The 20,684-nt window shown below is 64.5% G+C and carries 19 protein-coding genes; 1 reads left to right on the top strand and 18 read right to left on the bottom strand.

The window, feature by feature from the left end; genetic code table 11:
* Positions 1-67: 67 nt before the first annotated feature.
* From IC40_RS0120890 to IC40_RS0120855, 8 genes are read right to left on the bottom strand one after another with little or no spacing between them, the layout of a single operon-like run.
* Positions 68-1,528: an MCE family protein gene (locus IC40_RS0120890; RefSeq protein ID WP_030136625.1), complete on the bottom strand. Its 1,461-nt coding sequence runs from the start codon at positions 1,526-1,528 to the stop codon at positions 68-70.
* A complete protein-coding gene (locus IC40_RS0120885; protein WP_030136624.1) occupies positions 1,529-2,668 on the bottom strand; it encodes an MCE family protein in 1,140 nt (379 codons plus the stop codon). It abuts the gene before it with no gap.
* Complete coding sequence (locus tag IC40_RS0120880; protein ID WP_030136623.1) at positions 2,665-3,984, bottom strand: MCE family protein; 1,320 nt, start codon at positions 3,982-3,984, stop codon at positions 2,665-2,667. The genes IC40_RS0120885 and IC40_RS0120880 overlap by 4 nt, the downstream gene beginning before the upstream one ends.
* A complete protein-coding gene (locus IC40_RS0120875; protein WP_030136622.1) occupies positions 3,981-5,348 on the bottom strand; it encodes an MCE family protein in 1,368 nt (455 codons plus the stop codon). The genes IC40_RS0120880 and IC40_RS0120875 overlap by 4 nt, the downstream gene beginning before the upstream one ends.
* Complete coding sequence (locus IC40_RS0120870) at positions 5,345-6,373, bottom strand: MCE family protein (protein WP_030136621.1); 1,029 nt, start codon at positions 6,371-6,373, stop codon at positions 5,345-5,347. Before IC40_RS0120870 ends, IC40_RS0120875 begins: the two co-directional genes overlap by 4 nt.
* Positions 6,374-6,417: 44 nt before the next feature.
* Positions 6,418-7,782 carry an MCE family protein gene (locus tag IC40_RS0120865; protein ID WP_030136620.1) on the bottom strand — a complete coding sequence of 455 codons (1,365 nt, stop codon included), beginning with the start codon at positions 7,780-7,782 and terminating at the stop codon, positions 6,418-6,420.
* Between the two features lie 3 nt (positions 7,783-7,785).
* Positions 7,786-8,643 carry an ABC transporter permease gene (locus tag IC40_RS0120860; RefSeq protein WP_030136619.1) on the bottom strand — a complete coding sequence of 286 codons (858 nt, stop codon included), beginning with the start codon at positions 8,641-8,643 and terminating at the stop codon, positions 7,786-7,788.
* Positions 8,640-9,344, bottom strand: coding sequence for an MlaE family ABC transporter permease (locus tag IC40_RS0120855; RefSeq protein ID WP_019509829.1), 705 nt, complete (start codon positions 9,342-9,344; stop codon positions 8,640-8,642). Before IC40_RS0120855 ends, IC40_RS0120860 begins: the two co-directional genes overlap by 4 nt.
* Before the next feature lie 1,007 nt (positions 9,345-10,351).
* On the opposite strand from IC40_RS0120855, the gene IC40_RS0120850 reads away from it, so the two are divergent.
* A complete protein-coding gene (locus tag IC40_RS0120850; protein ID WP_030136618.1) occupies positions 10,352-10,810 on the top strand; it encodes a nuclear transport factor 2 family protein in 459 nt (152 codons plus the stop codon).
* Positions 10,811-10,817: 7 nt separating this feature from the next.
* Here the strand turns inward: IC40_RS0120850 and IC40_RS0120845 are convergent, their stop codons facing one another.
* From IC40_RS0120845 to IC40_RS0120800, 10 genes are all read right to left on the bottom strand, one after another.
* Positions 10,818-11,813 (bottom strand): MaoC family dehydratase, encoded by a 996-nt coding sequence (locus IC40_RS0120845; RefSeq protein WP_030136617.1) that lies wholly within the window; start codon positions 11,811-11,813, stop codon positions 10,818-10,820.
* Between the two features lie 88 nt (positions 11,814-11,901).
* Positions 11,902-12,543: a TetR/AcrR family transcriptional regulator gene (locus tag IC40_RS0120840; RefSeq protein ID WP_030136616.1), complete on the bottom strand. Its 642-nt coding sequence runs from the start codon at positions 12,541-12,543 to the stop codon at positions 11,902-11,904.
* A gap of 24 nt (positions 12,544-12,567) precedes the next feature.
* Entirely contained in the window at positions 12,568-13,002 is a 435-nt protein-coding gene (locus tag IC40_RS0120835; RefSeq protein ID WP_234411626.1) for a DUF5078 domain-containing protein, read from the bottom strand.
* A gap of 38 nt (positions 13,003-13,040) precedes the next feature.
* A complete protein-coding gene (locus IC40_RS0120830) occupies positions 13,041-13,385 on the bottom strand; it encodes a DUF732 domain-containing protein (protein ID WP_030136614.1) in 345 nt (114 codons plus the stop codon).
* Between the two features lie 8 nt (positions 13,386-13,393).
* On the bottom strand, positions 13,394-16,273 hold the full coding sequence (locus tag IC40_RS0120825; protein ID WP_042509750.1) for an MMPL/RND family transporter: 2,880 nt from the start codon (positions 16,271-16,273) through the stop codon (positions 13,394-13,396).
* Positions 16,270-16,701, bottom strand: a complete 432-nt coding sequence (locus IC40_RS0120820; protein ID WP_030136612.1) for an MmpS family transport accessory protein — start codon at positions 16,699-16,701, stop codon at positions 16,270-16,272. The genes IC40_RS0120825 and IC40_RS0120820 overlap by 4 nt, the downstream gene beginning before the upstream one ends.
* 230 nt (positions 16,702-16,931) lie before the next feature.
* Positions 16,932-17,702, bottom strand: coding sequence for an SDR family NAD(P)-dependent oxidoreductase (locus IC40_RS0120815; protein WP_030136611.1), 771 nt, complete (start codon positions 17,700-17,702; stop codon positions 16,932-16,934).
* A gap of 197 nt (positions 17,703-17,899) precedes the next feature.
* Positions 17,900-18,859 carry a HigA family addiction module antitoxin gene (locus tag IC40_RS28510; RefSeq protein WP_081843502.1) on the bottom strand — a complete coding sequence of 320 codons (960 nt, stop codon included), beginning with the start codon at positions 18,857-18,859 and terminating at the stop codon, positions 17,900-17,902.
* Between the two features lie 65 nt (positions 18,860-18,924).
* Positions 18,925-19,893, bottom strand: coding sequence for a DUF6602 domain-containing protein (locus tag IC40_RS0120805; RefSeq protein ID WP_030136609.1), 969 nt, complete (start codon positions 19,891-19,893; stop codon positions 18,925-18,927).
* 132 nt (positions 19,894-20,025) lie between these two features.
* Positions 20,026-20,358: a hypothetical protein gene (locus IC40_RS0120800; protein ID WP_051644402.1), complete on the bottom strand. Its 333-nt coding sequence runs from the start codon at positions 20,356-20,358 to the stop codon at positions 20,026-20,028.
* Between the last annotated feature and the right edge of the window lie 326 nt (positions 20,359-20,684).

The following is a 20,684-nucleotide window of genomic DNA, read 5'->3' as shown; positions in this document are numbered from 1 at the left end:
ACCGGCAGGCGAGCGGCCGGGCGCCGCTGATCTCAGCGGCGCCCGGCATCGCCCTCGCCGGTACGGATCACCGTGTCGGTGGCACCAACATCGACTGCCACGACTCCGGTTTCCCGGCGCCCGCCAGATTCGATTGGGTATAGCGTTTCCCATCGGGCCCGAGATAGCTGCCCGTCGCCGGGTCGTACTCGGCTACCGCGATGGGCGGCGCCACCGTCGGCGCCGCGGCCGCGGGAGCAGCCGGCGGCGCGCTCTCACCGGGCCGAATCTGCGGAATCGGCTGGCCGGACAACGTGGCGTTGGGATCGCCCTTCCAGTTGAACCCGTCGTTGAGAGGAACGTAGTTCTCGTCGCTCTCGCACATCTTGACCGTCGGCGCCCGCTTGCCCGGCCGTGTCGCACACGGCAGGTTGCGCGCACCGCGCACGTTGAACATGGAGTCCTGCGGGATGCGGCAGTACAGGTCGCCCGCGGGGCGGTCCGGGTAGTCGGTCAGGCTTGTCGGCCGTGCCTGATTGGGCGGTAGGTAACCGGTCAGGCATGGTGGTGGGAGGTTGAGGTTGAGGTTGAAGCTCAGAAACGCGCCCTTGTAATCGGGTTTGGTATCGCGATTGGTGACACCCGCGCCCTGCACCACTTCCACCGCCGACGGTGCCAGCACCAGCAGCTGCTCGAGATGCGGCTGATAAGTGACCGCCACATCACCGAGGGTGACCAGGTTTGCCAACACCACCGGCAGGGTCGGCTGGACCCGGTCGAACAGCTGACGGACCTCGTCGGCGGCACGCGGACCCACGTCGAGGATGCCGGTGACCGACTTGTCCTCACGCTTGAGCTGTTCGGTCACCGAGGCCATGTTGGAGGCCCACGCCTCGATCGAATCAGCGGTGGCCGACTGGGAGTCCAGGATCGGTTTGGAGTTGTCGATCAGGTTGGTCAGCGCGTCGAGATTCTTACGGGCGTCGATGGCCAGCGTGGTCGAGCCCTTGACCAAACGGGCCAGATCTGGGCCCAAACCTCCGACTGCCGTAGCCGATTCGTCGACCACCGTCTGAAGGTTGTCACCGGGGATGACCTCCAACCCCTTGTTCGTCGCCGCCAGCAGATCACTGATGTCCGGGGGCACCGAGGTTCGGTCCTGCGGTATCACCGCACCCTCGGCGAGGCGACCGTTGTCGCTGGCGGGAATCAATGAGACGTACTGCTCGCCGATGGACGACGCGCTGTGCACCTCCGCGGTGACGTCGCCGGGAATGTCGACATCGGATTTGAGCGACAGTTCTGCCACCACACCGGACCGGGTGAGGTCCACCCGTGCCACCCGGCCCACGTTGGTTCCGCGGTAGGTGACGTTGGCGTTCTCGTAGAGTCCCGCGGCGACCGGCAACTGAACGGTCACCTTGTAGTGGTTGTACCCGAACAGCAGGTTCGGCAGGCCCATGTAGTTGAAGATCATCACGGCACCACCGACGAGGGTGATCACCGCGAAGAACGCGAGCTGGGTGATGACTCTTCTGCTGAGTACCATCTAGGGCCCCTGATTCAGGTGGTACGGGATGACCAACGGATTGACCGCGGTGTACGGGCTGGGCAGCTGACCGATCGTGCGCCCCCACTGCATCTCCAGCTCGGTGAGCTCACCCTCGAATCGGGTGCCGGTGAAGAACGACGAGTCGATACGACTCAGCGTCAGATCGATGACCGCGGTCAGGTTCGCGTAGTCGCCGCGGAACCATTTGTCCAGCGTCTCCTGGGCGAACGGATACACCGAGAAGAAGCTCAACGACCGGGTGAGCGCGGGTCCGGAATCGGCCAGTGATTTCACCACCGGGGCAAGATCTTTGAGCTCCGCCACCAGCGCCTCTTTGGTCTGGTTGCTGGAATCGGCGGCAAGGGCGCTGAACTTGCCGAGCTGATCGAGTGCCTCGGTGAGGGTCTCCCGCTCATCCCGAAGAACGCTGAGCGCCTCGGGGATGGTGTCCAGCGCCCGGTCGACCACCGGGTCCTGTGCGGCGAAGTCGCCGACAAGGTTGTTGAGACTGTCGGTGGCGCTGATGATCTCGTCTGTTTGGCGGTCGGTGTTGGCGATGAACCTGTCCACCTCGGTGATGAGGCTACGGAGGTCGTTCTCGCGCCCGGCGAAGGCAGTGCTCAACGCCGTGGTGATGTCCTGAATCTGACCGACGCCGCCACCGTTGAGCAACAGCGACACCGCCGCCAGCGTCTGCTCGGTCGACGGATACGCGCCACCGGAGGCCAATTGGATCACCGAGCCATCGTGCAGTCGGCCCTCGGGGGCCTCGTTGACCGGTGGAGCGAGCTCGATGTGCAGTGACCCCAACAGGCTGGTCTGCCCGATGGTTGCCGTCGCATTGGCCGGCAGCACGACATTGCCGTCGAGCGTCATGGTGAGCACCGCGTGCCAGTCCTGGCGCTCGATCTTGGTCACCGTGCCGACGTTGACGTCACCGACGCGCACCCGCGAGTTCTGCTGGACGTTGTTCACATCCGGCAGCTCCGCACGGATGGTGAACGATCCCGGACCGTCACCCGCGGTGCCGGGCATCGGCAATGAGTTCAGACCGCGCCAGTCGCTGCAACCGGTCAGCAATGCCATGGCAGTCACCGCGCAACCGACCAACACCAGCGCACGTCGGCGGCCGGTCATGAACCCGCTCCCGGCGGCAACATCATCCCGGTGAGGCCGGCCGCAGGATCGGTCTGCTGGGCCTCGGCGGGCAGCGGCGGTGTCGCACTCGCGGCCGGGGCGGGCGCACCTGCGGCCGGCGCCGGAGCCGGAGCGGGAGCCGGTGGCACGTAATCGGGTCGCATCCAATCCTCGCTGTAGGTCACCTCGTTCGGGCGCGCGACAGCGCCGACCAAGGGGTTGCCGCCGATCGGGAAGAAGTTCATCTGGCGGTTCTTCACAATCGGTGCCAGGTACTGCACGCACAGCTTCGAGGACTGCTCGGCGCCCAACCGGGAGGCCGCCTGGATGGCTCCGCACAGGAAGCTGATCGGATCGCTGAAGTTGTTGGTCGACAGGGCGCCGCTGAGCGTGCCCTGAGCCGGTTGGTAGATGTTGATGAAGTTCTGCAGCACCGTCGGCGACATGTGCAGCAGTTGCTTGATGTCGTCGACGCTGTCGGTCAGCGCCTGCGATACCGAGGCCAGCTTGTCCGAGGTGGTGCCCAGGGTCTCCTTGTTGGCAGCCACGAATGTCGCCACCGTCTTGGACACCTCGCTGACACTGGCTGCGGCAGAGCTGATCTCATCCGGATCATCGGCCAGCGCCCATGTCACCGAAGCGAGATTGCGGTTGAGCTGCGACATGACATCTGAGCTGTCCTGCAGAGCCGACACCAGCAGCGACAGATTGCGCAGGGTGCTGAACAGGTCGGTGCTGTGATCACCCAATGCCGAAGTCGCCTTGGACAGCTTGATCAACGTGTCACGGATGTTCTTGCCCTGTCCGCGGAGATTGTCGGCGGCCGTGTTGACCAGCGAACCGAGCGTGCTCACTCCCCCGGGTTCGGTGGGCTGCAACATCTCGGTGAACCGCTGCAACTGGACCCGCACCTCGTCCCACTCGACCGGCACGGCGGTGCGCTCCATCGGGATCGCGGCGTCCGCGGGCAGGGTGGGACCGCCGGTGTAGGCAGGCGTCAGCTGGATGGCGCGAGCGGTCACCAGCGACGGCGCCAGGATGACCGCCTTGGCATCGGCGGGCACCGAGTAATGGTCGTCGATCCAGAAGCTCACCTTGGCGCGGTCGGGCTCGGCATCGATGCGCTCGATCTCGCCGACCGGCACGCCGAGGATGCGGATCTCGTCACCGACGAACAAACCGTTGGTGTTGTCGAAATATGCGGTGAATGCGGTCCTGGCGATGTTGGTGGTCGTCCGCACGATCGCGACGACCCCGACCGTCAATACCACGGCCAGCAGCAACGCCAACCAGATTCGTATACGCGGCCGCGTCACTGTCCGTTACCTCCTGGCTCGGCCGGGGAACCGTCGGGTGCGACCTCGCCGGGTGCGCGCTCCAAAACGGGCGATGGGGTCGGTTCGGGAACGGACTGTTGGGCCGCCGGACCCGGCGCCGGCGGGCCGGGCGGCGGCCCACCGGGCGCCGGTTGCGGTCCGGGATCCCGGTAGGGATAGCAGCCCGGCCCGGGTAGTGGGATACCCGGTGGTCCGCACTGGCTGTCGCCGGGATTACCGGTGGTGGCATCGGGAATCGTCAGGCGCGGCTCGCCACCCTGACCGGTGCGCGGGAACGGCACGGGCAGTGCGGGCAGGCCGGGCTGGCCGACCTGTGGATCCGTGCGCTGCGACGGTGCGAGCACGTTCGGATCCAGACCGAGGTCGGAGAAAGCGGCGTTGATGAACGGCTGAAGATACTGACCGGGAAGAAGATTGGACAAGTAGGCCTTGAAGAAGGGCCCCGAGGACACCGACTCACCCAGCGAGAAGACGTAGGTGGTCAGCCCTTTGATGGATTGCTGGACTTCCGACTTCCGGTTCTCCACGATCGCCAGCGCACCATTGAGCTTGTCCAGCGCCGGCTTGAGCGTGTCGGTGTTGTCGGCGACGAAACCGTTTATCTGCGCCGACAAAGCGGTGATGTTGTTCGAGATCTGGTCCAGCGCGGCACTCTGTTCGCCGAGCGCAACCAGCAACTCGTTCGAGTCGCGGACGAGCTGGACGATCTTGTCGCTGCGCTCACCGAGAACGGTGGTGGCCTTGTTCGCGTTGGCCAGCAACCGGCGAAGTTGTTCGTCGCGACGGTTGAGGGTGTCGGAGAACCGCGCGACACCGTCGACGGCTACTCGCAGATCATCCGGGGTGTCCCGGAAGGTCTCGGCCAGGGTCGACAACGAGGTCGACAGCTGATCGGTGTTCAGGCCGCTGATCTGAGCGGTGATGTCCCCGATCGCGTCGGGCAGCTGATAGGCCGATGTGGTGCGCTCCAACGGGATGACACCGTCCTGGTCACCGTCCCCGCGCGGGGTGATGTCGAGGATCTTGGACCCCAGCAGGCTCTTGGTCTTGACCGCGGCTTCGGTGCGATCACCGAGCTGCACGTCGTCGTCCACGCTGAACCGCACGAGCACGCGAGGCCCGTCCAGCGAGATGCTCTGCACCTTGCCGACCTGATAGCCCGAAACCTGCACCGCAGCACCACTTGTCAAGCCGCCGGCCTCGGCGAAGTACGCCCCGTAGGTCTTCTGCGAGGACACCAGCGGCAACTTGTCGTAGTTGAGCACGCCCAGACTGATCGCGCCGACGGTCACGACGCCGATCAACCCGATGACCGCGGGGTTGCGCTCTTGGAAGGGTTTCATTTCGGCGTGCACCTGCCGGTGTCTTGGCCTGCCAGTTTCACATACACCGGTTGACCGCCCTTACCGTTGAGTTTCAGTACGAGATCGCAGATGTAGAAGGAGAAGTAATCGCCGTTGAGCCCCTGCCGACCCAGGATCCGGTAGGACTGCGGCAGCGTGGCGAGCAGATTGTCCACGTAGTCGTGGTCGGCGACCACGATGCCCGCGGCGCGGTCGGTCTGCGCGACCGTCTCCTTCAGCGGCGGCCGGGCCTGTGCCAGCAGATCGGCGATACTCGCCGCGGACTCGTTGGTATAGGCCACCGCAGCACTCAGGTCGCCCTTGCGTTCTTTGAGGGTGTGCACGATCTCCGACAGTGAGTCGACGGCGGTACCGAACTTGTCCTTCTGGTCGCCGAGCGAACCGAGCACGGTGTTGAGATTGGTGATGACCTGGCCGACGAGCTCGTCACGGTCGGCGAGGGTATTGGTCAACGCAGCGGTGTTGGAGAGGAACGAGGCGACGGTCGCGCCCTGGCCCTGCAGCGCCGAGAGCAGCTGACCGCTCAGCGCGTTCACCTGGTCGGGGTCCAAAGCCCGGAACAGCGGCCGGAATCCACCGATGAGGGCGTCCAGGTCCAGAGCCGGGGTGGTGCGCGACACCGGGATGGTGGCACCGGGCGCCAGCCGCTGCACCGCGCCGGCTCCCTCCTCCAGCGCGAGATACCGGCCGCCGATGACATTGTCGTAGCGGATGGCCGCCCGGCTGCCTTCGGTCAGCACCACCGAATCGTCGGCGCTGAACTCCACCGTGACGGTGCTGTCGCCGTTGAGCCGGATGTCACCGACCTTGCCCACTTCGACACCGGCGATCCGGACGAAGTTGCCGGTCTCCAAACCCGTCACGTTGGTGAACACCGCACGGAAGGAACGGGCGTCACCGAACCGAAACTGGGCAAAAACGGTCAGCAGCGCGAACATTCCGAACAGCGCGACCACGATGAACACGGCAAGCCGCCAGGCGGCGCCTGACAAGTTGTCCTTCATCTCGTCTGCCTCTCGATACTAGGTCGTGTCAAGGTCGGGCTGGTTCACGGCACCGGCGGCGGCCCGGCGATCCCAGGCGGGATGGGTGCGGGCGGCACGCCGGGATACAGCGGCGTACCGCCGGGGCCGTATTGCGGTGCCCCGTAGGGCGGAGCCCCGGGATACGGAATCGGTCCCGGCGCCGGGCCACCCGGGTAGCGGATGCTGGGCGGTTCCGGCACGGCGCGGGTCACCGGGAAGTAGTTGGCCCAGCCGGGGAATCCGATGCCCGGGTTGGGCCGGTTGTCCAGACCGGTGCCCCAGCCGGTGTTGGCGATCAGGGTGCGCACGGGCCAGTTCTTGGCCACATCGGGCAGCGAGCCGCAGCCCGGCTTACCGCCAGGCCCACCCTTGGCACCATTGATCGGCAGATTCTGCGGATACCGATAGGGATCGTCACCCAGCAGCAGCGCCGCGTCCACGATCAGCGATTTGCCGTTCGCTCCACCGGTGTAATCGGCCTGGCCGAAATCGATGGCCTTCTTGCCACCGACGAGAAGGCAGGTCAGCGACGGGTTGTACTTGTTGAACAGCGCCGCCGTCGGCCGCAGCGTGTTGATGGCCCGCACCAGATTCTCCTTGTTCGGACCCAACACCGCGGTTCCGCTCTGCGAGAGCCCGATCACGTTGAGCAACAACGAATCCAGCTCGCGAGCGCGGTCGACCACGGTATCGCTCGTCGTGCTGGCGGCATCGAGTACACGCAAGATGTCCGGTGCCGCCGCGGCGTAGGCGTCGTTGAAGTTCTTGAACGCCCGCCAGTCCTCGGCGATGGTGTCGGTGCGTTGGTTGAGCGCAATCAGCACCTCGTTCGCTGCCGTCGTCGCCTCCCCCATCCGGGGCCCTTGGCCGCGCACGCCCTCGGCGATCGCCGAGAAGACCGTGTTCAGCTTGGCGGGATCGATCTTGTGGATGACACCGACGAGGTTCTGGAAGACGGTGTTCACCTCGGTGCTTACGTTCTGTGACTGCAGGACGGCGCCCGCGGCGAGTACCTGTTCGGACGGGTCCTGCGGGTAGATCAGGTCGACGTACTTGGCGCCGAACACCGTCGTCGAGGCGATCCGGGCCTCCACGTTGGACGGCAGGTAGGCGATCTTGTCGGGATCGAGCTCGAGTTTGAGACTGACCGGATCGCTGCCGCCGGTGACCGCACCCACGTGGCCGACCTGCACCCCACGCAGCTTGACCTTGGCGCCGACCTCCATGACCAGACCGGCTCGATCCGAGCTGAGCGTCACCGGCACATAACTCTTGAACGAACCGGTGAACAGGAAGCCGGTGAGGGCCACCGCCGCGATGACGAACACGATGAGAATCGCTGTCCACCAATCCGGATGGATGAGAGGTTCGCCCGCCTTACGCGCCATCGCTCAGCCCGCCAGGTTGAAGTTGCCGGACTGTCCGTAGATGGACAGCGTGACCAAGAGCGTGACGCACACTGCGACGACCAGTGAGGTGCGTGTTGCGCGTCCGACCGCTTCACCCACTCCGGCGGGTCCGCCGCCCGCGGTGAATCCGTAGTACGTGTGCACCAACATGATGACCACCGCGGTCACCACCGCCTGTACGAATGACCAGATGAGGTCGGTGGGGATCAGGAATGTCCGGAAGTAGTGGTCGTACACACCCGTGGACTGCCCATAGATGACCGTCGTTCCGAATCGTGCTGCCAGGAAAGACATGATGACCGCGACACAGTACAGCGGGATGACGACGATGACGCCGGCCAGCACGCGGCTGGATGCCAGGTAGGCCAGCGAGCGGACACCCATCACCTCCAGGGCGTCGATCTCTTCGTTGATACGCATCGCACCGAGCTGGGCGGTGGCGCCGGCACCGATGGTGGCCGCCATGGCGATCGCCGCGGTGAGCGGCGCGATGAGCCGCACGTTGAAGTAGGCGGAGGCGAACCCGGTGAGTGCCTCGACTCCGACCTGGGCGAACTGGTTGTAACCCTGCACGGCGACCAGCGCACCGGTGGAGATGGTCAGGAATCCGACGATGACGACCGTGCCGCCGATCACCGCGAGGGCTCCGGCGCCCAGACTCATCGCGGCAATCAACCGCACCAGCTCGGTCTTGTAATGGACGAGGACATCGACCGCGGAGGCCAGCGTCCGACCGTAGAACTGCGTCTGCTCACCGATGCGGGTCCACCCGGCATGCCAGTTCTTCGTTGACCGAGTGAGTCGCGGAAACTGCTGGCTCACCGATACTTTGATGCTCATAGATTCACCTTGATTCCCACTGCGGTCATGAAGATGTTGATCAGGAAGAGCGCGAGAAACGAGAACACCACGGTCTCGTTGACGGCGTTGCCGACACCGGCTGGGCCGCCGCTGACGGTCGTGCCCATGTAGCAGGCGATCAAGCCCGCCGTCATCCCGAACAGGGTTGCCTTGATCAGCGACACCACCACGTCGCCCACGCCGGTGACCAGAGTCAGGCCCGCGACAAAGGCTCCCGGCGTGACGTTTTGGAAGAACACCGAGAAAACGAAGCCACCCGCCAGGCCGACCAGGATCACCAACGAGGCCAGCAGCAGCGCTACCACCGTCGCAGCCAGAACCCGTGGGACCACGAGTGCCTGAATGGGGTTGATGCCCATGACGCGCTGTGCGTCGAGTTCCTCTCTGATGGTGCGCGCTCCCAGATCTGCGCACATTGCGGTCGCGCCCGCACCCGCGACAACCAGCACGGTGACGATCGGACCGATCTGGGTGACCGCTCCCAACGCGGCACCGGTCCCGGAGAAGTCCGCGGCACCGAACTCGGCTAGCAGCACGTTGAAGGTGAACACCGTCAACACCGTGAAGGGAATCGACAGCATCAGCGTGGGCAACAACGACACCCGCGCCACGAACCAGGTCTGCAGCACGAACTCACGCCAGGCGAACGGTGGACTGAAGACGGCCAGCGCCGTGTCCATCGAGAAGGCGAAGAAACCACCGATTCCGCGCAGGGGTCTAGACGATGCCAGCGTCTTGAGGATCAAGATCGCGCCCCGATTCGCGCAATAGGCAGCAGGTGGGCTGCCGATTGCATACCGGCCACCCACGCACCACCGATGGCGCATGCGCAGTTCGAGTCAAGGTGTCGCCACATAGCTGTCGTCCTCTGTTGTGGCAGGCAATACCGCCGGCACTCCGATATGAGCAGGGTCACAGACGCGCTAGACACTACGTCTATACGTTCCGCCTAGTCAATATGTCGAACGAGGCGATCGCGAATTTGCCAGCAGCCCCAGACTTTGAAGCTGCAACCACGTCGCTGAACGCGCACTCATTCGCCGCGAAGTGACGCGGCCCACAAATTTAATCATGATTAAGCACGCCGATCAACACCTTATGCGGATGCGATGACACGATGCGACCCATACCTGCGCGCCATCGGTGACGTGGCGAATTTTGACGCGGTCGTCAGACCGAGGAGGCCGCGCCCGCTCTCGAATACTCAGTAAAATTTCGGTACGAGCTCGCTTTGACTGGACCGAACCCATCCCCCGGCCATGCGCCATGAGCCCGGGACCGAGCTCCCCGCTCGGAATTGCTAGGCGGACTCCACATGGAGAAGAGCGGCTCCGATGACGCGGCAGGTTCGATCGAGGCCGATGAGCAGGCCCGGACAATGGCGCTGCGAACGCGGGGCCGGTCCGGAGAAGTCAGTTGCCGGCCCGCGACCGCGCCCCTTCTGGATCGACAAGCCGACACGCGGCATACCTGCAGCCAGGATCCACTTTCCCGACCGTCGAACTCTCCCCGGCAACGCTCGCGGCAATCAGATTTTTTGAATGTGTGATAAATTCGGGATGCGTTCAGGTACTGTCGATTCCGCCCATGCGACGGCAGATGACCGGACGAACCTGACCGCCCGGACGATGCCCAGGGGCTCCCGGACCACAGCACACCCCGTCGATTTTCGAATTGGTGATAAGTAATGACAGCAGCACTGCCACACCCCACCGACGCCGACTACGCCGACGCGTATGGCCGCGCCTGGACCCACGATCCCGAGTTGCTGTGCACCTTCTTCACCGCAGATGGCACGTACACCGATGTCGCGATGCGCGGGACCTATCAGGGGCGCGCCGGCATCCAACGCTTCCATCGATGGATGCTGACATTCTCGCCCGATTCGTTGATCGTCTTCACCGAGCCCGCCGTGGCCGACGGTCGCGCCTACTTCGAGTGGACCTGGAGCGGGTCCATCACCGGGCCTCTTCGCCTGCCGAACGGCAGCTCGATTGATGCGGCAGGAAAGCAGTTTTCGGCGACCGGCATTGCCGCGTGCCGCTATGACGATCAGGGCTTGCTGACCAGCCACCGCGACTTCTGGGATGTCGGCTTGCTCGTCGACCAACTCGGCGACACCCTCGTTCCCCGCGGCGCCCAATAGGCGCCGGTCAGAACATCAGAGCGCTGAATCGCCAGTCCAACACCTGGCGATCATCGTCGCCCTCGGCTCCCACCGCGAACACCAGCGACCGCATATCGAGCACGCCACCGCCCGCCGGCAGCGGCGATACCCGTTCGATGCGCAGGTCGCTGTACACGGTATCGCCCTCGTACACCGGACCGGTGTGGTCGCAGGACTGCCAGCTGGTGACGGTTGCCAGGTTCGGCAGTACCCGGGTGGCTTGGGCCAGGGCGAGCCCGATGGTGTGCCCGCCGTACACCAGGCGCCGACCACCAACTCGCCAATCATGATGCGTGGCAGCGATGTTGAGGCTCAGGCGGGCGAGTTCGGGGGCCGAGCTCACGACATCGGCCGAACTGCGGTAGCTGCGGCCGGCCAGCTCCGAGACGAAGTGCGGGCCGGGCACGCGCGCACGGAAGGCCGCACCGTCCCATGATCCGGCCGGATCGGTGGCCACCTCGTCGGCGCCGATCGTGGTCAGGTCGTCATGGTGTCCGGTGTCGACAACCCCGGGTGCCATCGGGAGCATCGCGCAGCGATGGAAATCGAGAACAAGCCGCCCGTGCTGGTCGGTCGTCGTCATCCGCAATGCGGCAAGGCCGGTGGGCGCCCGGCCTTCACGGATGGCATTCTGACGAAGGCCGACGACCCGGGTCGTGGTGGACAACGTATCTCCCAGCTTGGGATAGCTGTGAAATACCAAGCCGCGATAGAAAAGATTGGCCTTGACGCGACCGGTCACCAGCGTGCTCTGGCCTATCGCGACATCGGTGACCAATCCGGGATGCGCCAGCAGACCGCGTGTTCCCGTCACTGCTTCGGTCAGCTCGATGTCGAGCGCCAGACGCAGCCGGTCCCCCAGGATCGCCTGATGCAATGCGGCCGCACCTTCGGTCAGAGTCATCCTGGGTGCACTGTCGAAGACCTGCCCGACGGTGAGCTCGTCGAAGTACGGCCCCACACTTGAATTCGGTGTCGGCATCACATCCCTTTCAGATCCAGGTCGATACGGGGCCGGCATTCGTGACCGTGGCCGCACTTTTTGAAATTAGACTAAAATATAGCGGCTATCAATTCGCGGCATCGTCGCCATCGGTGCCATCGGGATCGACGCCACGGACCGCCGGCAGGACCAAGCTGTCGATGACCTGGCGCACGAAACCGGAATCGACACCCTGACCGCCGACGACCCGCAGTAGCCCCATCGCCACCAGCACGTCGGCCACCAGCGACCAGTCCCGATCCGCGATATCACCGCGTTCGACGGCGTGTTGCAGAATCGCGGCCACCACGCGTCGTCCCCGACGCAGCATCAGGTCGTCCAGTGCGGCCGCCAACTCTGGGTCACGGCTGGACTCCAGCGCCACCCGCAGCACCAGATCGTTGGAGATCAGTTCGTCGTCGTTGCGGGCAACCCGATCGACGATCACGTCGAAGTCGCCCTCCAAGCTGCCGGTATCGGGGATATCGTCGGCAAGCAGGTCGGGCCGCCAGTAGACAAGCGCATCGGTGATCAGCGCCGCTTTCGACGCCCACCGCCGATAGATCGCAGCCTTACCGACGCCCGCACGGGCGGCGATGTCGTTCATGTTGGTGTCGTTGTAGCCGTTCTCGGTCAGCGCGGCCAACGCGGCATTGAGGATCGCGGGGTCGCGGGACCGGTCGAGTCGACCGGTGGTGCGCTGGCGAAGCTTGGGCTCCATGCCTGCCATTGTCACCGATTCCCCGACCGGCACCTACCGCGGCACCGACCAGTTCCACACCGACATGTCCGCGGCCGGGTAGCCCGCACACACGTCGGTGGCCTTGGCGACCACGCCCTTGTTGTTGAAGAAGATCTTGGCCCAGTTACCCCACCGGGTGGCGACCTGCTCGTAGTAGATGTTGGTGGCGGTGTCTTCGGAGTATTGCCGCCGCGCGGGCGCATCCAGGGAGTAGAACCAGTGGATCCGGTCCACGGCCATCTGCTGAATCTCCGGCGGTCGGTTCGCCTTGTCGATCATGTAACGCTCGAAGTAGATCGGGGAGGTATCGCGCGCGGCCGCCAGATACTGCTCGGCGTCGCAGTGCGTTTCGATCTGCCGATGTGGGATCGGGTAGTCGTCGGTCGCGTCGGCGGACGCCTGCGGTGGGGCGAGCATGCCTGCGGTGCAGGCCGCCGCGGTGATCATCACACCGGCACGCACCATCAGTCGATATGTGGGGATGTTCATCTGTGATCACCGCTCATTTCTGCCAGTGCGGCCTTGTGCTGCGGACAATAAAGGGATACGGCCGTGCCGAGGAACTGCCATACCTGGCCGGTGTTCACGGTGCGCGCGAGGTTGCGGGACAGGAACTCCGCGGACTCCGAGGCATCTGCGTCCACGCCGGTGCTCAGGCGTCGGCAGGCGATCTTGGCCAGCCATGCGTTGTAGTCACGCTGTCCATAGATGCCGAACCCGTGCAGGGTGTTCGCGAAGTCGGTGTCGACATCGGCATGAGCCGGCGTTGCCCAGCCGATGCTCACCACGGTGAGCACCGCTGAAACCGCTGCCCCACATCGATTCTTCATGGTCCGCCTCATGGGCCGACCTGCGGGATGGGTGCGGTGTGCGGCTCCTCGGGTTGGGGTCCGGCCACGGGTTTGGGTGGATGCGTGATCTTGTAGGTGTTCAACGGCCACCAGAACCAGCGCCCGAGCGCGGAGGCGATGGACGGCGTCATGAAGGCACGCACGATCAGGGTGTCGACGATGAGTCCGATCCCGATGGTCATGCCGAGTTGCCCGACCACCCGCAGATCACTGACGATCATCGAGGCCATCGTGAAGGCGAAGACCAGCCCGGCGGCGGTGACGACCCGACCGGTCGCCCCCATGCCGCGGATCATCCCGGTGTGCAGACCGGCATGGATCTCCTCCTTGAGCCGCGACACCACCAGAAGGTTGTAGTCCGAGCCCACCGCCAACAGGATGACCATGGACAGCGGGATCACGATCCATTGCACGCCGAGGCCGAGGACCTCCTGCCACAGCAGCACCGAGAGCCCGCACGCCGTTCCGAGCGAGGCGGCAACCGTCCCCACGATCACCAGGGCCGCGACCACGCTGCGGGTGATGATCAGCATGATCGCGAAAATCAGGATCATCGAGGCGATGATCGCGATCATCACGTCGGTCTTCACACCGCTTTGCATGTCGTTGTACAGCGATGCGGTGCCTGCCAAAGACACCTTCGCGTTGGCCAGCGGGGTGCCCTTCACCGCGTCGGCAACCACATCCTTCATGTCTCGGACGTGCTCGATGCCCTCGACGGATGCCGGATCGCCCTGGTGGGTGATGATGAACCGGACCGCTTTACCGTCCGGAGAGACGAACATGTCCAGGCCACGCTTGAAGTCCGGATTCTGGAAGACGTCCGGCGGCAGGTAGAAGAAGTCGTCGTTCTTCGCCTGATCGAAGAACAGACCGATTTCCGTCGCGCCGCGGGCGAGTTCCTGTTGTTGGGCCTGAGTTCCGGCCATCACGCTGTGGGTGGCGAGCATGAAGTCCCGCATGGTGCGCATCGAATCGATGGTGGGCAGCAAGGTTGCCTGCATCTGCGGCATCAGCGTGTCCAGCTTGTCCAGATCTGTACTCAGACTGCCGATCTGGTCCGCGAGCTTGTCGATACCGTCCAACGAATCGAAGATCGACCGCAACGCATGGCAGATCGGGATGTCGTAGCAGTGCGGTTCCCAGTAGAAGTAGTTGCGCAACGGACGGAAGAAGTCGTCGAAATCGGCGATATGATCCCGCAATTCATTGGTGGTGGCCACCATGTCGTGGGTCTTTTCCACCATGCTGTGAGTGGTGTCGGTGAGCTCGGTCATGATGGAGTACATGCGCTCCATGTTGGCGATCGTCGAGCTCAGCTCGTCCGCTTGCTGCAACATCTGAGCCGAGTTGTCGTTGTTGAACTTCGCGGCCTGCAATGTCCCGGCGTTCTGGGCGCCCAGCATGAACGGGATGGAGCTGTGCTCGATCGGCGCGCCGAGCGGGCGGGTGATGGTCTGTACCCGTTCGATACCGCGCATGTGCACGACGTTCTTGGCGACCCGGTCGATCACCAGCATGTCCGCTGGGTTGCGCAGGTCGTGATCGGCTTCCAGCATGAGCAGTTCGGGGTTCATCCGAGCCTGGGAGAAGTGCCGGTCGGCGACCGCCATGGCCAGGTTGGCCGGCATGTCTTCCGGGGTGAATTTCTGGTCGTTGTACTGCGGGACATAGGTCGTCAGGCTGACGAAACCCAGGACGGCGATCAGCGTGGTGACCACGATGATCGGTCCGGGCCAACGCACGACCGCCGTGCCGACCTTGCGCCACCCCTTGGCGGACAGTTGCCGTTTGGGTTCCAGCAGACCGAATTTGGAGGCGACGGTCAGTACCGCGGGGGCGAGCGTGAGGGCTGCGAAGATGATCACCAGGATCGACAGTGCGCAGGGAATGGCCATCGTCCGGAAGTACGGCAGGGTGGTCATGGTGAGGCAGAGGCAGGCACCGGCGATGGTGAGCCCAGAACCCAGGATCACATGCGAGACGCCGTGGTAGGAGACGTAGTAGGCGTCCTCGGGACTGCGGCCTTTGGATCGTTCCTCGTGGTAGCGACCCCATAGGAAGATCACGTAGTCGGTACCGGCCGCCAGGGCCAGCATGGTCACCATACTGACCGCATACGGTGTCAGGCCGATCAGGTTCAGGTATCCGGCCGCCGCGGTAACCCCCTGTGCGGCAGAGAGTTCGAGTCCGATGATGACCATCGAGATCAGCATCGTCACGATCGAGCGGTAGATGACGAGCAACATGGCGATGATCACGCCGACCGAGACCAGTTCCATGACGGCCATGCTCTGGTGACCGGCAATGCTGGTGTCGGCGTTGAGCACCGTGTTACCGGCGACGTGGGCTTTGATGCCCGGCGGAGCGGGGACCGAATCCACGATCTGGCGTACCGCTGCGACTGATTCGTGACTGAGGCTGGTGCCTTGGGAGCCGTTGAGGAAGATCTGAACATAGGCGGACTTTCCGTCCACACTTTGCGATCCGGCGGCGGTCAGCGGGTCGCTCCAGAAGTCCTGCACGTTCTGGACATGCTCGTGGTCGGCCTTGAGCTTGGTGATGATGTCGTTGTAGTACGTGTGGGCGCTGTCCCCCAGTTTGTCGTCGCCCTCCAAGACGACCATTGCCGTGGAGTCCGAGTCGTACTGTTGGAACACCTTGCCGATGTTGAGCATCGCTTGATACGACGGTGCGTTGGTCGGGCTCAGCGGTACCGATCGGGTTGCCGACACGTCGTCGAGCGAGGGCACGAATATGCCGAGGAGCACCGCGATCGCCACCCAGCCCAGGATGATCGGTAGTGCCAGCACCCGAATCAGACGGGCGATGACGGGACGGTGCGGTGCTGAATGCGTTGTGCTCATACGGATTTCACCAAGCAGTAGATGAACGGTTTGATGGAGTCCGAGCTGGCGCGGTCATCACGTACGTCGCCGTCGACGGTGACGCGGCAGGCCAGATCGCTGACCGCGGTGTCCCCCTGGGCCATGATGTTGGCCGACATCGAGGGCAGCGTCGTGATGATCGTGTGCGACCAGGGCAATGGCGCGTTCTCGACCAGGTTGGGTTGTCCGTTCTCGTCGAGATAGTTCACGGTCACCGAACCCCCCGAACCGGTGACCTCGTAGGTGATGTGCTTCGGGTTGAAGTTCGCGGTGATGCCGGAGCCTTCGGCGGCGACCGGAGCGGGTGCGATGGCCGAATCACGGATGCGCCCGATGATGAAAACGCCCAATGCGACGACGACCACCAGCAGCAGAGGTATCCACGACCTCTTGAGCAACCGGACCACCGAATCTCCCTATGCCGAGCACCAATTGGCGGGCAGCGCTGCCCGGTTCCTTCAGCGGAACTCGAGTTCCGTGTGATGGACGAGGGAACTGTAGCGCATATTTAGTTACTTCGCCTAACAAGCTTCAGCGGAGGGGCGCGCCGGCGTTTCCTGCGGCGACGCGGTGAGCGATCTACTCTGCCGACCGAGCTGCGGCCGCGACTGCCGTCGCCACCGCACGACCCACGACGCTAGTGCGGGCCACGTTCCTCGGCGACGGAGTTGGCGCCATCGACGACGACGACCTGACCGCTGACATACGAGGCGCCCGGGGAAGCAAGAAAAGCCACGACCGACGCGACCTCCTCGGGCCGCCCGGAACGACGCAATGGCGTGGCCGCTCCCATCTCGCGCTCGTGCTGAGTGGCCGAGCTGGTGTCGATCCATCCCGGTGCCACGACATTGGCGGTGATGCCGAGGTGCCCGTAGTCGAGAGCCACCGATCGGGTCAATCCGACGATCGCGGCCTTGGCCGCGTGGTAGGAGGCATCGCCGCGGTAGGCCATCACCGGCCCGGACACCGAGCCGACGCTCACGATGCGGCCGTAACGGCGATCGGTCATGCTTTTCAGGGCGGCACGGGTGACGAAGAAGTTGGTATCCAGGTTGCGCGCCAACGACGCTCGCCACTGGTCGTCCGGCGTGGCGTCGGCGGGTAGTTGCTCCTCGGCGCCGGTGGTCGCGACCATGCCGGCGTTGTTGACCAGAACGTCGACCCGGCCCCACCGGTCACGTGCCGAGGCCACCAGATCGTTGGCGACAGCCGAGTCACTGAGGTCGCCGACGAACCCGGCGGCGTCGATCCCGACATCCTGTAACTGCGCCACGCGGTCGTGGATGCGGTCGGAGGTGGCGGCGATCAGCACGTGGTGGGATTCACCGAGCAGGCGCGCCGACGCGAACCCGATGCCCTCAGCGCTGCCGGCACCCGTGATGACCGCAACCGGATCGTCGGTCGGCATAGAGATCCTCGATTCAGGACAGTTGGCGGTTGTGGCCCCTGACGCTCAGCACGGTTGCTCTCACGCCGCAGTTCCGATGATGCGGAACGCTTTTGGGGTTACGACCGAAACGTGCTCGAGGTGTGATGCTACGGCTGCACCGCGCAGCGTGGTCCATCTTCATTGAACGCCACGGAGGGCTCCGTCGAGTGGTGTCCTCAGCCTGCCGCGGCAAGCGGGCGGATGCGGTCCAGCTCGTCCCCCCGCTCGGCGCGAGCCACGTCGGCGTCATAGCGCGCCTGCAAGTTGATCCAGAACATGTCCGACAGCCCCAGCGCGCGCGAGAGCCGCAGGCCGGTGTCGGCGGTGATGGCTCGCCGCCCCCGGATGATCTCGCTCAACCGGGTCTGCGGTACGTGTATTTCCTGAGCCAGCCGGTAGGCGCTGATACCCATCGGTACAAGGAACTCTTCGGCGAGAATCTCGCCGGGGTGGGTTGGGGCGAAGTCGGGCTGCTCCATGACACTGGCCCAGAGGTCGGGGTGCGCATACGGCAACACCAACGAGTGCAGGTCTTGCGCACTGTCTTCCCCGAGCGCAGTACCCAGCGCCTGCATGCGGCTGTTGTCTGCAATCAAGGCCATTTCCGCGAGCTGGGCGACCCGTTCCAGTTCTGCGGTGACAGGTTCGGCGTCGACATCCAGCGGCGACTCGAATCGGCCACCGGTCGACGGCGAAGCGGCGACGTAGAACCCTGCCTGTTTCTCACGGTCAACGGCAACGGGATCGCGGCTCACCGGGCCGGACGCTGAATCTGCCCAATCGCTGTAATCGCCCCAGAACGGCTTCAGTTCGTGTCCGAAGGACTCAGCCTGGGTGATCTTGTCGTGGTGATTCTTCGAGACAACAAGGTGCGGCTTCGTTTTCCCCGGTCGCGTCGGATCGAGCTGGGGCGGCAGCTCTACGGTGTCAGCCCTGCCCTCCCACGTAGGCACGGAGGTGTCGTACAGCACCGTTGCTCGGGCCAATTCTTCCTGGGCAAGGACCAGCAACGACCTCGCCCGCCCTGGGGAGTTGTTGAGCAGCAGCACGTGCGCGTCATCAATCAGCGCCACCACATTGGCCATCAGCGCGCGCCAGTAGGCTCGGGAGCTTTTGGCGGTCAGTCGCAGAGTCATAGCGACATGATCCGGCACAGGTCCGACAGCGGACGGCGCAACCAGGGCAACACACCGGACGTGAGCTACGTCGAGGCGGCTGCCTCGTCCTCGGTCGGCTCGTCCTCGCCAGTGGCCGCGCCGGTTGTTTGGGTGTCCCGGCTCCGCATGTACGCGAGGTGCCGCTGATTCGGGATGAGGTAGGGCGAAAACACTGAGCGGCCTCGGAATACTCGCGGCATCGCGGCGTGCAGCCAGACCATTGTCAGGACCAGCGGTGAGCCCGTGGGAACGTATGCCCAGCCCGACAGGTCGTTGCGGATGGATTTTGAGCCGTCCTCACTGGTGAAGCCGAACTGGAAACCCATCGGATTGTCAGGCCGTAGAAAGAGCCAGACACCCTTGCCGAGGATGCAGATTGCGTCGAGCGGCGGTTGCGGCGTATCCGCCCAGTCATGTTCGCCCAACGACTTCCCTGCCGGGGGTTCGATCAACCCCGCGTTGCGCAGGTGCTCGGCCATCGTGCCTTCGGCCACCTTGTTATCGAACGCAATGACAAAATAGGGCGGCACCATGCCGATTTGCTTCATGTACGCCTGGTCCTTCGGCGTCATCACGCTGTCGGATTCGCCGCCGGTCATTCGCAGCTGTTTGAAGATGGTGCCCTTGGCGATGCTGTCCTTGAGCTTGGCGATGTCCAGGCACGATTTGACCTCCCCGGCTGCTGCCACACCGTCCACCACGTACGTTCCGGACTTGCCTGCTGGGAATGACAACGGGTGGTCGGGGTTCGCGATCACAACGTCGGTTTGTCGGGAACCGTCGCCGTACGCGTCGTAGACGATCCCCTTGCCGACGCTATATCCCGACGGCAGGTAATCCCGCAGCGTGCTGCGCACCGCGTCCTCGGCCCCGTCTCCAACGGTAGTGCCGTGGTCCGACTCGAGCCGTGCCTTCGCCAGGGCTGTCTGCAATTCTTGCTCGACGGCGGCGAGGATTTTGTGGAACCTGAGGTCAAGGGTGTAGTTGGCCTCGGTGGCCTGCTCGTCACTCATTGCCTGAGTATGCGCGGGAGCACCGACAACACCGCTCGGTTGTCCTTACCCTCACCCGAACATATGACGCGGGCACTCGCCTGCGTTCACCGCGATCTGCACAGCGTCGATCACCACGCACCAGGCCGGTTGCTACTGCTCGCGGCTGGGGCACTCGGTGTACCCGTCGAGGGTGACCAGCCCGAGGCCGAACAGCACGGCCTGGCGGTCGGTGAGGTGGCGCAGTACGTGGGCGACCTCGATATCGGTCATCGGTGCCATGCGGGCTGTGCAGCTCGCACAGTCGCAGCCCGGCACGTCGCCACATTGGCCGGGTGTGGTCAGCAGCTCGCGCAGCTGTGCCCGGCCCGCGCGTGCGCGTCTGCCGTCGGGGTCGTGGAAGTCGCAGCCCGGTGCGGTGCAGGTCGCCCGGTCGAACGGTGGACGGCACCGCCGCGCCCCGGCGCGGGTCATGTTGGTCGTCATCGGCGCTCAGCGAGGTCGAGCAGCCCGGTGTCGTCGAACCCCACGGGTAGCAATTCTTGGCGGCGGCCAACCGAAATGGATTCCCAGACCGCGATACAAGCAGTAGAGCGCGACGCCACCGGCAGCGACGGTGGAACCGATCAGAACCCGTGTCGGCAGTCGCATGCCGATGTCATACCAGCCGGCCACCGGCCTTACCGCGGGCAACCGGGAGACGCGCCGACTGGCCTTGGCAACTTGTTGGCAACTTGGCCCCTGCGTGGCCCCACCTACCGAACGACAAAACCCGCTCCGACCGAGGTCAGAGCGGGTTTTCTTGGTCGGGC

Origin of the sequence: Mycolicibacterium neoaurum ATCC 25795, from assembly GCF_000691525.1 — a bacterium.
GTDB classification, from domain to species: domain Bacteria; phylum Actinomycetota; class Actinomycetes; order Mycobacteriales; family Mycobacteriaceae; genus Mycobacterium; species Mycobacterium neoaurum.
The sequence above is the reverse complement of the archived record's forward strand: the minus strand, read 5'-3'. Positions and strand labels throughout refer to the sequence as shown.